This is a genomic window from Thermotoga sp. KOL6 (assembly GCF_002866025.1).
Taxonomy (GTDB): domain Bacteria; phylum Thermotogota; class Thermotogae; order Thermotogales; family Thermotogaceae; genus Thermotoga.
The window spans coordinates 435,719-449,826 of sequence record NZ_LNDE01000002.1 but is presented as its reverse complement, the minus strand read 5'-3'; the positions used below and the strand labels follow the sequence as shown (position 1 = coordinate 449,826).

At 43.8% G+C, this 14,108-nt stretch carries 16 protein-coding genes; 9 read left to right on the top strand and 7 right to left on the bottom strand.

Features of this window, described 5'->3' with window-relative positions; all coding sequences use genetic code 11:
• Positions 1-7: 7 nt before the first annotated feature.
• From AS005_RS06430 to AS005_RS06415, 4 genes are all read right to left on the bottom strand, one after another.
• On the bottom strand, positions 8-799 hold the full coding sequence (locus AS005_RS06430) for an S-adenosyl-l-methionine hydroxide adenosyltransferase family protein (RefSeq protein WP_101510860.1): 792 nt from the start codon (positions 797-799) through the stop codon (positions 8-10).
• A 164-nt stretch (positions 800-963) separates the two neighbouring features.
• The gene (gene rd / locus AS005_RS06425; RefSeq protein WP_015920339.1) at positions 964-1,125 is read right to left on the bottom strand and encodes a rubredoxin; all 162 of its coding nucleotides are present in this window, start codon (positions 1,123-1,125) and stop codon (positions 964-966) included.
• A 9-nt stretch (positions 1,126-1,134) separates the two neighbouring features.
• Positions 1,135-1,530, bottom strand: a complete 396-nt coding sequence (locus tag AS005_RS06420; protein ID WP_101510859.1) for a class II SORL domain-containing protein — start codon at positions 1,528-1,530, stop codon at positions 1,135-1,137.
• Between the two features lie 12 nt (positions 1,531-1,542).
• A complete protein-coding gene (locus AS005_RS06415) occupies positions 1,543-2,055 on the bottom strand; it encodes a rubrerythrin family protein (RefSeq protein ID WP_101510858.1) in 513 nt (170 codons plus the stop codon).
• Between the two features lie 254 nt (positions 2,056-2,309).
• Here AS005_RS06415 and AS005_RS06410 point away from each other — a divergent pair, with 254 nt between their 5' ends.
• The 7 genes from AS005_RS06410 to AS005_RS06380 all read left to right on the top strand — a co-directional run bounded on the left by AS005_RS06410 (position 2,310) and on the right by AS005_RS06380 (position 7,865).
• Positions 2,310-2,840: a cupin domain-containing protein gene (locus AS005_RS06410; protein WP_101510857.1), complete on the top strand. Its 531-nt coding sequence runs from the start codon at positions 2,310-2,312 to the stop codon at positions 2,838-2,840.
• A 26-nt stretch (positions 2,841-2,866) separates the two neighbouring features.
• A complete protein-coding gene (speD, locus tag AS005_RS06405; protein WP_101510856.1) occupies positions 2,867-3,259 on the top strand; it encodes an adenosylmethionine decarboxylase in 393 nt (130 codons plus the stop codon).
• A 14-nt stretch (positions 3,260-3,273) separates the two neighbouring features.
• A complete protein-coding gene (gene speE, locus AS005_RS06400; protein ID WP_101510855.1) occupies positions 3,274-4,155 on the top strand; it encodes a polyamine aminopropyltransferase in 882 nt (293 codons plus the stop codon).
• 74 nt (positions 4,156-4,229) lie between these two features.
• Positions 4,230-5,564 carry a tRNA (N6-isopentenyl adenosine(37)-C2)-methylthiotransferase MiaB gene (gene miaB, locus AS005_RS06395; RefSeq protein ID WP_101510854.1) on the top strand — a complete coding sequence of 445 codons (1,335 nt, stop codon included), beginning with the start codon at positions 4,230-4,232 and terminating at the stop codon, positions 5,562-5,564.
• Positions 5,506-6,387: a phospholipase D-like domain-containing protein gene (locus AS005_RS06390; RefSeq protein WP_101510853.1), complete on the top strand. Its 882-nt coding sequence runs from the start codon at positions 5,506-5,508 to the stop codon at positions 6,385-6,387. Before miaB ends, AS005_RS06390 begins: the two co-directional genes overlap by 59 nt.
• Positions 6,365-7,171: a Cof-type HAD-IIB family hydrolase gene (locus tag AS005_RS06385; RefSeq protein ID WP_101510852.1), complete on the top strand. Its 807-nt coding sequence runs from the start codon at positions 6,365-6,367 to the stop codon at positions 7,169-7,171. Before AS005_RS06390 ends, AS005_RS06385 begins: the two co-directional genes overlap by 23 nt.
• Positions 7,164-7,865, top strand: a complete 702-nt coding sequence (locus tag AS005_RS06380) for a hypothetical protein (RefSeq protein ID WP_199203868.1) — start codon at positions 7,164-7,166, stop codon at positions 7,863-7,865. Before AS005_RS06385 ends, AS005_RS06380 begins: the two co-directional genes overlap by 8 nt.
• Before the next feature lie 8 nt (positions 7,866-7,873).
• Here the strand turns inward: AS005_RS06380 and ispF are convergent, their stop codons facing one another.
• Together ispF and AS005_RS06370 are read right to left on the bottom strand one after the other, a co-directional pair.
• The gene (ispF, locus tag AS005_RS06375) at positions 7,874-8,332 is read right to left on the bottom strand and encodes a 2-C-methyl-D-erythritol 2,4-cyclodiphosphate synthase (protein ID WP_101510850.1); all 459 of its coding nucleotides are present in this window, start codon (positions 8,330-8,332) and stop codon (positions 7,874-7,876) included.
• A 4-nt stretch (positions 8,333-8,336) separates the two neighbouring features.
• Positions 8,337-8,861 (bottom strand): Holliday junction resolvase-like protein, encoded by a 525-nt coding sequence (locus AS005_RS06370; protein WP_233186267.1) that lies wholly within the window; start codon positions 8,859-8,861, stop codon positions 8,337-8,339.
• A 54-nt stretch (positions 8,862-8,915) separates the two neighbouring features.
• On the opposite strand from AS005_RS06370, the gene nadE reads away from it, so the two are divergent.
• Together nadE and AS005_RS06360 are read left to right on the top strand one after the other, a co-directional pair.
• A complete protein-coding gene (gene nadE / locus AS005_RS06365; protein ID WP_101510849.1) occupies positions 8,916-9,761 on the top strand; it encodes an NAD(+) synthase in 846 nt (281 codons plus the stop codon).
• Positions 9,762-9,787: 26 nt separating this feature from the next.
• Positions 9,788-11,701: an exopolysaccharide transport family protein gene (locus AS005_RS06360; protein ID WP_101510848.1), complete on the top strand. Its 1,914-nt coding sequence runs from the start codon at positions 9,788-9,790 to the stop codon at positions 11,699-11,701.
• A gap of 34 nt (positions 11,702-11,735) precedes the next feature.
• Here the strand turns inward: AS005_RS06360 and AS005_RS06355 are convergent, their stop codons facing one another.
• Entirely contained in the window at positions 11,736-14,105 is a 2,370-nt protein-coding gene (locus AS005_RS06355) for a S8 family serine peptidase (protein WP_101510847.1), read from the bottom strand.
• Positions 14,106-14,108: the final 3 nt, after the last annotated feature.

Here is a 14,108-nt window from a genome sequence, read left to right as displayed (position 1 = left end):
ATCTCTCTCATTTGCATATCGCTATTTCGTCTCCTTCCTTAACGGAGAGAAGTTTGCTCGCGTTTCCTAGATTAACCGCTATCTCGAGAAAACCTGCACTGTCAGGGTGAACAAGAAACTCACCAATCTCCACATCACCGAAGGCTTTTGTAACCGTCGCCTTGAATTCCTTTTTTCCCACTTTTATCTTTACTATATCGTCGAAATCGACTCCCATTCCTGCAAACATTTCGTAAGGGATGTTCGTTGAGACGTTACCGAAGGTATCGATAATGGCAACCTCCCCAATGACTCTATTCTCGTCGATATGAGGTTTCTTCATCTTCAATACTTCGTAAGACAGAAGCCTTTCACCAATTTTTTCCATAGGAAGTCCCATATCGAGATGTGCTGCAACGGGAGCAAAAATGTCCCGACCATGAAAAGTGAAAGAAGGATTCTTCCTGTAGAAAAGATCTCTGTTCTCGATCTCTCTGATCTCGGAAACCCCGTATTCTTCTGCAACTACAGTGAGAACTCCGTTATCTGGTGCGACAAAAATCTGGTCGTTTTTGGTTTTCATGACGATAGCTTTCCTCGATGTTCCAACTCCGTAGTCCACAACGACAAGAAAAACCGTAGAAGGTGGAAAATCGAGAGTAGCCCTGTAAAGTACATGGCTCGCTTTCCTCACGTTGAATGGTTCTATCTCGTGTGTGATGTCAATAATTTCAGCGGTAGGATTTATTCTCTTGATAACGGCTTTTGCGACTCCCACATAATGACTCTTCAAACCCCAGTCCGTGAGAAAACCTATCATTCTTCCTGCCCCCTATTTTTTTTTTTGAATTGTTTGATTATTTTATGGTATTATTATAACGATGCGAATTCTTTGTGAACTTTTTTGTCCCGCCCGAGCCCGCCGGGCCGTGGGGAAAGAGAAAGGGGAGGATTTCCCTCCCCTTTCTCTCTGAGACATCTCTTTTACTCCACAGGTTCAAAATCTTCTTTCGAAGCGCCGCACAACGGACAAACCCAGTCATCTGGAAGTTCTTCAAAAGGTGTTCCAGGTTCGATTCCGCTGTCCGGATCCCCTTTTTCTGGATCGTAGATGTAACCACAGAGCGTGCACCTGTACTTCTTCATAACTTCACCTCACTCTTCAACAGTTATCTTTTTGCTGCTTTCCCAAAGACCATGTATGTTACAGTAAGACAATGCAAGGATGGTTCCGGATCTGTTCAATTTTAACACAGTCACAACGGTGGGTTCGGTGTACACAGAACCTGTATTTGGTCCTTGTGTTGATTCTCCATGGGCATTGAATTCGTATCTTCCCACCTCGTAAACGTAGGGATCGCCTTCAGGCTGGAAGAATACCTTTATCCATCTGATATGATGCTCTGTTGTGTTCGGATGTGGAATTTCCTTTCCTACTGTAACAGTCACCTGAACAGCCTCACCCTTTTTGACTTTCTCCGGAGCTTCTATGACAGGAACGTGTTTCTCTTTCTTGAAATCTTCTGTTTTTATAAAATCAGCCAAACTCATCGTTACCCCTCCTCAAATTGAGAATTCCCTGTAAGCACTCTTGGGAGCACCACAAACTGGACACTTTTCGGGTGGTTCCCCCTCCACCGTGTGGCCACACACAGGACAGATGTAAATCTTCTCCGCTGAATAATCCTCTCCCTTTTCCACGAGTTCCTTCGCTTTTTTGTACATCTCTGCGTGAATTTTTTCAGCTTCCCAAGCGAATTTTGTGCTTCTTTCTGCCCCTTTCTCTCCTTGGAACTGAGAAACGGTGTTGTAAACAGGATACATTTCGTTGATCTCAAACGTCTCTCCATCGATACACTGTTGGACGTTTTCTGCCATTTCGCTGTAAATCTTTCCAAGCTCTCTGTAATGATTTCTTGCGTGGACAAACTCTGCGTAAGCAATTGCTCTGAAAAGATTCGCTAGCTTCTTCAGACCTCTCTTTTCAGCTTCGTCTGCAAAGATCAGATACTTCATGTGAGCCATGCTTTCCCCCGCAAACGCATCTTCGAGAAATTTCTTCGTCATCTCTCTCACGCTTCCACCTCCCAATTTCTTAGGTGTTTCTCATTTGTATATTCTATCACAAGCGATTATAATTTGTTATCATTTTTGATTGTTACATTTTCAAGAAGCCCTATGCCACGATGTACTGAATATGCCTTCTTCTCATATCAACATATATTTTAACTTAAATGTAACCTTGACACCAATGACAGTGTATGTATAATAATGTCTGTGATACTGAACAAATTTGTCAACTATAGTAGACAAAAGGGGATGGGAATTTTGTGAAGATCGGCGAAAAACTCAAAAAATTGAGATTGTCGAGAGGATTGACCCAAGAAGAACTCGCTGAGAGAACGGATCTTTCAAGAAGTTTCATATCGCAACTTGAGTCAGATAAAACATCTCCCTCTATAGACACTTTAGAAAGAATTTTGGAAGCGCTAGGAACAGACTTGAAACACTTTTTTTCAGATGTTGAGGAAGAAAGAGTTGTTTTCAAAAAAGAGGACAGGGTACCCGTTTACGATGAACCAGAAGGTGTAAAGAGTGAAATATTGATGAGTGGTGTGGAGGACAAAGAAATAGACCCAATCCTCGTAACGTTGGAGCCTGGCGCTCAAACCGAGGAGGAATCGTACCACGAAGGTTCTGAATTCGGTTTCGTGATTCAAGGAAGAATAGAACTCTACTTAGATGGAAAAAAATACAGATTGAAAGAAGGAGATTGTTTTTATTATCGAGCCGATAAGAAACATTACGTAAAGAATGTGGGAAAGAAGAAGGCGGTGTTACTCTGGATCATGATAGATTGAAAAATTTTCAGAGGGGAGGGATTAACATGAAAAGCTTGGGAAGGCACCTGGTGGCGGAGTTCTATGAATGCAACAAAGAAATTCTAGATGATGTTCAACTCATTGAGAAAGAAATGAAACAGGCAGCTTATACAAGTGGAGCAACAATAGTCACATCAACGTTTCATAGGTTCCTCCCCTATGGGGTGAGTGGTGTGGTGGTGATATCTGAATCCCACCTAACCATTCACACCTGGCCCGAATACGGTTACGCAGCGGTGGATCTTTTCACTTGTGGTGAAGATGTTGATCCTTGGAAGGCGTTCGATCATTTGAAAAAGGTACTCAAAGCTCAAAGAGTTCACGTTGTTGAACATCAAAGAGGAAGATACGATGAGATAGGAATACCGGAAGACTCACCACACAAAGCCGTTGTTTGAAGGAGGTGTGAACGTTGAAAGAACTGGAAAGAGAACTTCAACCGAGACAGCATTTGTGGTACTTTGAGTACTACACGGGAAACAATGTGGGACTCTTCATGAAGATAAACAGAATGATCTATTCAGGACAGAGCGACATACAAAGGATCGATATTTTCGAGAATCCAGATCTTGGAGTGGTGTTTGCACTCGACGGTATTACGATGACAACAGAAAAAGACGAATTCATGTACCACGAAATGCTCGCACACGTTCCTATGTTCCTGCATCCGAATCCCAAAAAGGTTCTCATCATCGGAGGAGGAGATGGAGGGACTCTTAGAGAGGTTTTGAAACACGACAGTGTGGAAAAGGCGATCCTTTGTGAAGTAGACGGCCTTGTTATTGAAGCCGCAAGAAAATACTTGAAACAGACTTCCTGCGGATTTGACGACCCGAGAGCAGAAATCGTAATCGCGAATGGAGCGGAATACGTAAGAAAGTTTAAGAACGAATTCGATGTGATCATCATAGATTCCACAGATCCAACCGCTGGACAAGGTGGCCATCTTTTCACCGAAGAGTTCTATCAAGCGTGCTACGACGCATTGAAAGAGGATGGCGTTTTCTCCGCAGAGACAGAAGATCCATTCTACGACATCGGTTGGTTCAAACTCGCTTACAAAAGAATCAGTAAAGTCTTTCCAATAACCAGGGTGTACCTTGGGTTCATGACCACTTATCCCTCTGGTATGTGGTCTTACACCTTCGCCTCCAAAGGAATTGACCCGATAAAGGATTTCGACCCGGAAAAAGTGAGAAAATTTGGAAAAGAACTCAAATACTACAATGAAGAGATTCATATTGCTTCTTTCGCTCTTCCCAATTTTGTGAAAAAAGAACTCGACTTGATATAACGGGAAAGCCCCCGTGCGGGGCTTTTTTCTTTTTGGTATAATTAAATTAGCTCTGACGAATTGGGAGGCAGAACATGAAGTTTTACATAAAGACTTTTGGGTGCCAGATGAACGAAAACGATTCTGAAACGATGGCAGGTCTCTTGTTGAAAGAAGGATTCACTCCTGCCTCGACTCCAGAGGAGGCAGATGTGGTTATTATAAACACTTGTGCAGTGAGAAGAAAATCCGAAGAGAAAGCATACAGCGAGCTGGGACAGTTTCTGAAATTGAAAAGAAAAAAGAAACTCGTTGTCGGTGTAGCCGGGTGCGTCGCAGAAAAAGAAAGAGAAAGGTTGTTGGAACGCGGCGCAGATTTCGTTCTTGGCACGCGTGCAGTACCAAAAGTAGTGAACGTGATAAAAGAAGTCCTTCGAGGAAAGAAAGTTGCATTCTTTGAAGATCACCTCGATGAGTATACACACGAGCTTCCAAGAATACGATCCAGCAAGCATCATGCGTGGGTGACGATAATCCACGGATGCGACAGATTTTGCACTTACTGTATCGTTCCGTACACCCGCGGCAGAGAAAAGAGCAGACCGATGGAAGATATCCTCGAAGAGGTGAGAAAACTCGCGAAGCAAGGTTATCGGGAGATCACCTTCCTCGGTCAAAATGTTGACGCCTATGGGAAGGATCTTAAAGACGGATCTTTCCTCGCAAAACTTCTAGAGGAAACTTCCAAAATCGAGGGAATAGAGAGAATCTGGTTTCTCACTTCCTATCCAACCGACTTTTCTGACGAATTGATTGAAGTGATCGCAAAGAATCCGAAAGTAGCCAAATCTGTCCATCTTCCTGTTCAATCTGGAAGCAACAGAATTCTAAAGCTTATGAACAGAAAATACACAAGGGAAGAGTACTTGTCCCTCCTCGAGAAGATCAGATCGAAGGTACCAGATGTCTCCATAAGCAGTGACATCATCGTCGGATTTCCTACAGAAACGGAAGAAGACTTCATGGAAACAGTTGATCTGGTAGAAAAGGCGCAGTTCGAGAGGTTGAACCTCGCGATCTACTCCCCTCGCGAAGGAACGGTCGCTTGGAAATACTACAAGGACGACGTGCCTCACGAGGAAAAGGTAAGAAGAATGCAATTCTTGATGAACCTTCAGAAGAGAATCAACAGGAAACTCAACGAACGGTACAGAGGAAAAATCGTACGCGTTATCGTGGAGGCACGAGCCAAGAGTGGACTTTTTTACGGTAGAGATATAAGAAACAAAATTATCGCGTTCGAAGGAAACGACACGATGATAGGGAAATTCGCAGACATCAAGGTGGAGAAAATCACCGCAGGTCCTCTCTATGGAAAGGTGGTATGGATTGAGGAAGACGTTCCTTCTGTTGCTTCTCCTGATCGTTGAGTTGAGTTTCTCCCAAGTTTTCTTCAGTACCGTTGATGATCTTCACGAAATCGTCTCCAACTATCTTTCTCTCTCCGAGGATCCTATAGTCGTTGCTTACTCAATAGATCCCGAATATCTGGGATTGAGGAACGCACGAATGGCCTGTGAAGTTCCTATCGAAGGTGCCTTTGTCCACATCTCGGAAGGTCTTCTACACTCGAAATTCATGGTTCTCGATGAACAAACCGTCATTTTTGGTTCTGCGAACTTCAACCAGCCTAGTCTAGAAGAACACATCAACAACCTCATTGTATTCCACTCTAGAGAAATCGCAAGTTTTTTCAAAAGTATTTACAACTGGCTCGTTTATGAAACAACACCGAGAGATCACCTAAAGACACGTGAGGGAGAGTTTTTCCTTGTTCCCATTTCGAATGTCGAGAAGGTTTTCATAGACACGCTTTGGAAGGCAAGAAAATACGTATTCATCTGTTCTTATGCCTTCACGGATGAAGACATTTTCGCCACCTTGAAGTTTCTCTCCTCCGAGGGAGTGAGGATCTACATCATCACCGACAAATGGTTCGAGTCTTCTAGATTAAAATCACTCCCTCTCGAAACGTTTGATGTTCTCGAGGTGAAAGAGCCTCTTATGCATCACAAATTTTTGGTGGTCGACGGGAAAATTCTCATCACAGGTTCTGCCAATTTCACGGAGAGTGGATTTCATAAGAATGTGGAAATTGTGTTCAAAACGAGTAACAAAGAGTATGTAGAATCATTTGTGGAAGAGTTTGAAAGAATCTGGAGGGGATACTTTGTACAAGGTGTTCGTTTTTGATCTCGACGGAACACTTCTCAATGACAATCTGGAGATCTCGAAAAGAGACAGAGAAGCGTTGGAGAAACTTTCAAAAAAGTGCTCTATTGTTTTCGCGAGCGGGAGAATGCTCGTGTCCACTTTGAATGTTGAAAAAAAATATTTTAACAAAACCTTTCCAACAATCGCTTACAACGGTGCCATGATCTACATTCCTGAAGAAGGGATCGTTTTGAATAAGAAGATCCCTCCAGAGATCGCAAGAGAGATAGTCGAGTACATAAGATCCCTCAACGTCCACTGGCAAGCCTACATAGACGACGTGCTTTACTCCGAAAAGGACAACGAAGAGATAAAAGGGTACGCCAAACACTCGAGTGTGGATTACCGTGTTGAACCGAAGCTGTCCGATCTCGTCTCAAAAGTGGGAACAACGAAACTCCTTCTCATAGATTCTCCTGAGAGGCTCGATGGATTAAAAGAGATTCTTTCAAAAAGGTTCGAAGGATCGGTTAAGGTTTTCAAATCTTTTCCGACTTATTTAGAAATCGTTCCAAAGGACGTTGACAAGGGAAAGGCATTGAATTTCCTCAGAGAGAAAATGGGTTGGCAGAAAGAAGAAATTGTTGTCTTCGGAGATAACGAAAATGATTTGTTCATGTTCGAAGAGGCGGGATTGAAAGTTGCCATGGGAAACGCCATCGACAAGGTGAAGGAGGCGGCGGATATTGTCACGCTCACTAACAACGATTCTGGTGTTTCTCACGTTCTTGAGCGCATTCTCGCAGATTGTTTTGATGAATGAAGTCCCACAGACTCCCATCGATCTTGCAGCGGTGATCGTACCTCCTCAAGAGATTTTGAAAGACATCTCACTTCTTTGCCTTGGAAGCTCTGGAAACTTGAACTTTTCGAAAGATGCGGGAATCGCTGTGGGAAAGATCCTCAAGGAAAAGAACGTTTCTTACTACGTTTTCGGCACATTCGATGTGCTGAAAGTAGGTGACTCCGACCCCCTCTCAAAGGTATCTTCATCACCGTACATCACCGCACAGGTTCTTTCCCTATTCGCAGAAGGTCTCTCCATCGTGGGGGTGGTACCCGTTTTCAACGCTACCGGTAACATAGATACACAAGTTGTCACAGCACTCGTCACAAGAAACGCAACGTATCCTGTGATGGTGGAAAACAAAGAGAAATACGCCCTCCTGAAAAGGTTCGGTTATACAACCTCTTTGGTTTTCGATACGGACGGGAACATACTAGTTGGAAGACCGATAAGATTTCCTTGGTCCTACGAGAACGATATCGACTTTGAGAGACTCAGAAGAGAGATATTGGAAAATTCGATTGTTCTTATAAACAGGGACGTAGGAAGAATCAGTGTGAACGATCCCTGGGATGGAGGAGTTCTCATCTTCTCCGACGAAACCTGGTTGAAAGAGATAGCAAAAGAAGTTCTCTCAGGGAAGAGATCCCCCACGGGACGAATTCCTTAATATGCGATTCATTCCAAAAGGCACACGGCGTAACATGAAATACCCCTTCCTTCACCCTCGAAGCCCAAAGTGTTTCCACTTTTGAACTTCACGTTCACGTACGATGTCTTCAAGACATCCCTCAGATTCTCGATGATCTTCTCTCTGTAAGATGAGAGTCTGACTCTTGAAACCACAACGGTCGCATCCACATTGACAATTTTCAAACCCTTCCCCTCCACCTTCTCAACCGTTTTCTTCAGGAGATCCAAACTGCGAGCATCTTTGTATTCATCCGTTTCTGGAAACCAGGTCCCTATATCACCAAGGCAAGCAGCACCGAGGAGGGCATCGATGATGGCGTGTGAAAGAACATCACCATCGGAATGTCCAAGACTCCCAAATGACGAATTCACTTCCACACCCGCAAGGATCAACCGTCTTCCTTCAACGAGTGGATGTCTGTCGTATCCGAAACCAACGAACACAGAATCACTCCCTGCGATGTAACTTTTCCCAATAAACTTCTTTTCTCTCTACGATATCTCTTACTTGTCTTTCCCTCGTACTCAGATTCCCTGTCTTTCCCGTTTTAACCTCAACGAACACGATTCTTCTCAAGTTTCCTTCACTCAAACCGTCGAAAACCACAAAATCAACGGGAGTTCCGATAAACCGTGCATCTTTGGGATTATATTTGAATTCTGGAAGATACGGTATCAAATGTTCAGTAACTTGCCCCATGATGACACTCTTACTTTTATTTACGGCATCATTTCGAATTCTCTTCTCCTCTTCTAATTTCCATTTCTGGAATTTTGCCTCGTATTCGCTTCGAAGACCAACTTCGAGGATTTTCTTTTGAATCTCCATCTCCTTCTTCTTCCATTCCTCGAACAACTTCATTGCTCTGTTGTTCATTTCTTCTCTCATCCTTTGCAACTCTCGAGATGTTTTGAAAAGGATAGCCATCAAGAAGAAGAGCACGATGAGCAAAAGGACTATGAAGAATATCACGCTATCCCCCCTGTTTTCGATTCTATCATGGTAGAATTCATCGGGGTGATATAAATGAGGAAAGAATTGATCACCTTTTTAAAGAAAGCGGTGGAGAAACTCAATCGTAGAGGTGCCGTCGTGGGCGTGAGCGGTGGGATCGATTCCGCTGTCGTTATCAACCTCTGCGTTGAAGCTCTTGGAAACGATCGAGTCTTCGGATTGATTTTACCAGAAAGGGATTCTTCCAAAGATTCCGTGAAAGATGCGATTTCTCTGTGTAAACAACTCAAGATCGACTATCAGATCAGGTCCATTACGCCCATACTGAGAAAAATCGGCGTTTACAAACTCTTTCCTCCGAGGCTCTTTTTCCCGGAATCTGTCGTGAGGAAGTACGTGATGAACAAGTGGTCTTCTCTTTCGAAGGATCCATTCTTCGATGATCTCAGAAACATAGGAACTGAAGAATTCTTGAAAGGGCTCGCTTATTATAGAATCAAACACAGAGTGAGGATGTGTTTTCTTTATTTCGAAGCGGAGAAAAGAGGGTACGCTGTGGTTGGAACGACAAACAAGACCGAATATCTCACAGGACTCTACGTGAAGTGGGGAGACGAATCGGTTGACATCGAACCGATCATGCATCTTTACAAAACACAGGTTTACGAACTCGCAAAGGAACTCGACGTTCCCGAAAAGATACTGAAAAAACCACCCTCCCCCGATCTCATTCCCGGTGTCACAGACGAAATGGCCTTCGGAATGAGTTACGCAGAGCTCGATCGAATACTTATGAAGATGGTGGAAGGAAAAGACCTCTCTGGTGAGGACAAACGAAGAGTTGAAAGAGTGAGAACGATCTTGAAACTTGCGAAAACATACCGGCAAAGTCTTCCAATCACGTTTGATAGAATATGAACAGAACACACCGGGGAGGGAAAGATGTGGAAGAAAGAGAGCTGACACTCGCTGATATACTCTTGATGTTCAAAAGAAAAATGAAACTCTTCATCGTAGTCTTTATCATGGTTATCGTTGCAACAGGAATCTACCTTCTTTTGGCAACTCCAGAGTACGAGGCTTCCGCAAAAGTAAAGGTTTCATCACGAAAAGGCATGAGTTTAGGTCTTTCCATTGAAGGACTTTTGGGTGGATTGCCTGGTATTCTAAGCGGTGGAAGTCTTGAAGACGAAATACAGATCATGCTCTCTCGAAGAAACGTTCTTCAAGTGATAAGCGATCTCGATTTGATCCACAAACTTCTCGACGAAAAGGATATTCAAAAGGCCAAAGAAAAGGGTGTAACAGAAGAAGAACTAGCTCTTTCGCTTTATAGTTACATGGTTGAGAAACTCATAAAGGTGGACCCAGTGAAAAATTCCAACATTCTCGAGGTGAAATTCATCTGGAGCGATCCAAAACTCGCTGCAGAAGTTGTGAACGCACTCGTAGAAAATTACGTGAGAATCAGTGAGAACATTGCCAAAACACAATTATCTGCCAAGAAAGCATTTCTAGAAGAACAGATACCGAAGGTAGAACAGGAACTCAGAGAAGCGGAAAGTAAGCTGAAAGTCTTCAAAGAACAGAACAAAATCTATTCCATCGAGTCACAAATGGAAGCCCTAGTAGAAAGATACGCAACCCTTCTACAGAAAGTAGAGGAATCCAAGATCGCAATGGAGGCTGCCAAAAAACAATCGGAGTTCTTCGCTCGAGAGTTAAAGGAACTCGACTTGGAAATCGACAAGATCAGAGACAGTGTCACCTTTGATCCTATCATATCTGAACTAAAAACCAAGCTGATAGACCTACAGATAGAACTTGCAGGGCTCATGGAAAGGTACACGGAGAACAATCCAACAGTTGTCCAGAAAAAAACGGAACTTCAAGAAACTGAAAAGCAACTCGAATCGGAATTGGAAAGACTACTCACATCCCAGGTGAAAAAAACGGGACACCCCATCTATCAAGAAGCGCTCAGTAATCTCATAAGAGCTCAATCCCAAGAGATTCTTTACCAAACTCAATACGAAGCGTACAAGAAACTCTACGAGGATCTTGACAAAGAACTTTCGAAACTACCTGAACTTGAACAAAAACTCATCGAGCTTGAAAGAGACTACAAGGTGAAAGAAACCATTTACACCACGCTGCTTCAAGCGAAATACGAATCTCTCATTTCAGAGGCTGCGATCACCGCGAACGTGAACGTAATCGATTGGGCGATACCTCCTCTGTCACCATCGAAACCCAACAAGAAACTCACCCTCGCAATAGGCGGTGTTCTCGGGATATTCCTCGGTGTCCTCGCCGTGTTTTTCGCTGAGTTTTCCGACAAAAGAATAAAATCCGAGTCAGAAGCTGAATACCTTCTTGGAATGGAGAAAATCGTGGCGAGAGTGCCTTTAACAAACAATTCGTCTTCTCTAGAGAAAGCGCTCGGGGTGGCAGAGGTCAAATCGGGAAAAGTTGTCTTCATCACAGCCTTAGAAGATGGAGCGGGTGTGAGTACAATCGCAAGACACATGGCAAAACTTTCCTCGAACAAGAGAAGAACTCTTCTGCTCTCTGAAGAAAAGGTGGATGAAATCGAAAGAAAAGACGTGTACGATCTTCTAAAAAATCCTGACATTTTAGAAGAATACAAAAAGTACTACGACAAAATCATCGTGGATGCTCCCTCTTTGAAAAGAACTCCCGATTTTCTTCCCATCGCAGAAAAATCGGATACGGTTTACATCGTTATCAGATTGGAACATACCCTTTCTGAAGATCTGAAAATACTTCACACCATAAAAAAGATCGATGGTTTCATTTTGAACGGGTTGACCAAGAGAAATTCGAATTACGTATAAAAAACAAGGAGGGGATAACCCCCTCCCTTATGATTTAGAAAACGGTCCAAGGAGCGAAATATCCGTAACTTTCATCAATGAACCCAAAAGTGCTATTCGACGAAACCACGCCATAAACCGGTATCGTGTTTCCGTTCATGAACACTTCTCCTTCCAGAATGATCGCTTTGGTAATTTCTATGTTGTCAACCCACGCGGTGTCGTAACCCTCTGAAACAGCGGCATCCTTCTCGTAAGAGAAGATCACCATGTGGGTTCCCGGTTCGAGACCAATAGACACGGTTGTCCAGTCTATCTCACCCGAGAGAGCCAGTTTCTCAACGCCATCCACATAAACTTTGAAGAAATCCCAACCTCGCTCGCTACTGACCTTAACCGAGAACGAAAGAGCAGTACTGGAGGCGCTGGAAACATTGAACGCAAACCAACTTGATTGACTATCGTTTACATCACCAAATTGAAGGGCATAATTACCTCCTGCTACCACATCACTTTGAACGAATGGTTGGGCGTTCCCTCCCAAGATCCAGTCACCTGGAATCTGACCACTTTCGAAATCCTCCGAGTAGATCGTTGTAAATTGAGAAATGTCACCGTAGTATTCATAATAAAGGAGGTAATAATCGGGTGTGGCGCTAGATGGCATTTCAACTTGCAAGTTCCCTGTTCCAATCGAGTAGTCAACCACCGAGAATGTAGAATAATCGAGCAAATAGAGTCCCATCTGTGATCCGCTTGGGAGGGGATCTCTCGGATTCACAACGGCGCTGAAATTCGTCTGCAAACTCACAGCAAGAGATGAATCATCAGTCACATTCACGGTAGTTGTTTCTTGGACTTCTTCTTCGATCCTTGCAATCACAGTGTACATGTCCGCAAAATCCGGTCCTCCGACGATCACTTCATAAGTACCTGGTTCTATCCCAATAAAGTCCGCATCCATTTCGCCATCGTACAATCCCCAATCCGTTTTAGCATAATAGGTTTTCCCTGTCTCCACATTTTTAATGGTCACAAATACCGTGGGAATCGGGTTCCCTGCCCTGTCAGTTACAGTCACACTCAACGATCCTTCTTCAAAGGAGCTGGGATCCTGGTTGAGGGCAGCCAACGGGTTTATCCTTCCATATCCAGAGGAGGTGTCGTAACCCGGTTCGTCTATATCGACCGCAGTTGTTTCAATCACCTTCCTGATTTGGTAAGGTGTTGCATTTGGATATTTTTCTTTTATCAAAGCAGCGAGTGCGGAAACGTAAGGACACGCCATAGATGTTCCATCCCAATACGCGTATGGAAGGCCGTAAACTCCTTCATCTTCTGCCATATTAACTGGTATTGAAGAGAGAACGTAAACACCAGGCGCGCCGACAGACAAATAATCTCCTCTACTCGAAAAACTCGCCGTTCTATCGTTGACGGTTGTGGCACCAACCGCTATCACACCGGGAAGCCCAGCAGGGTAAGTGAAGTGTTGATCTGTTTTTTCGTTTCCTGCGGAGACTGCGATCACCACGTTGTTTTGAAGAGCATAGTTGAACGCCTCGTGAAGAATGTAAGAGTATCCCCAACCACCCCAGCTGTTGGAAAGAACGTCTGCTCCGTTGTTAACTGCCCAAACGATACCGTCGGCAACGTAAAAATCTCCCACGTATCCCGGATTGAAAATCCTTATCGGCATGATTTTCGCGTTGTAGGCAAGACCAGTTATTCCGACTCCATCCCTTTTGCCTGCTATTATACCTGCAACGTGTGTACCGTGTCCTACACTGTCACTGTCTTCATTGGGAGAAATCACGTTCCCCGAAACGGGGTCGTATCCTGTCACCAATTGTCCTTGGAGATCCGGATGTGTTCCGTCGACACCGGTGTCTAAAACCGCGACTATTACACCGTTTCCCGTTGCCTCCTGCCAAACCTCGGTTGCGTCAAAAGTTTCAAGTGGCCACTGAAAGGTTTCGAGATTTTCGTCGAGAACGATCGTCTTTGTTATCTCATCCTCTTTTATCACAGGTTCAAGTTCTCTGATGTAGTTGGGCTCTATCGCCTTTATTCCTTCGATCTTTTGATCTTTCAAAAGCTCTTTGATCGATCTGAAGGAATCTTCCACACTCATCGACACTTCCACAAGTATGGCGTTCAATTGTGGTATTTCATCGATGATCCTTCCTTTCAGCTTGACTACCAAATTTTCCGCAGCCATCCTGTTTTCGTAGAGAATTACAAGTTGATTCTCGAAATACTTCATGTCGTTCAAAGATGAGATCACATCATCGATAGGTAACGTTCCCCCTCCATCGTTTACCACCGTTTGAGAATTTGTGTTCGATTCGAAGGAAACGGGTCCGAAACAACCGGCCAGAACCAGTAGAACCGCTATGCTCAAAACAACGATTGTTTTCTTCATCGA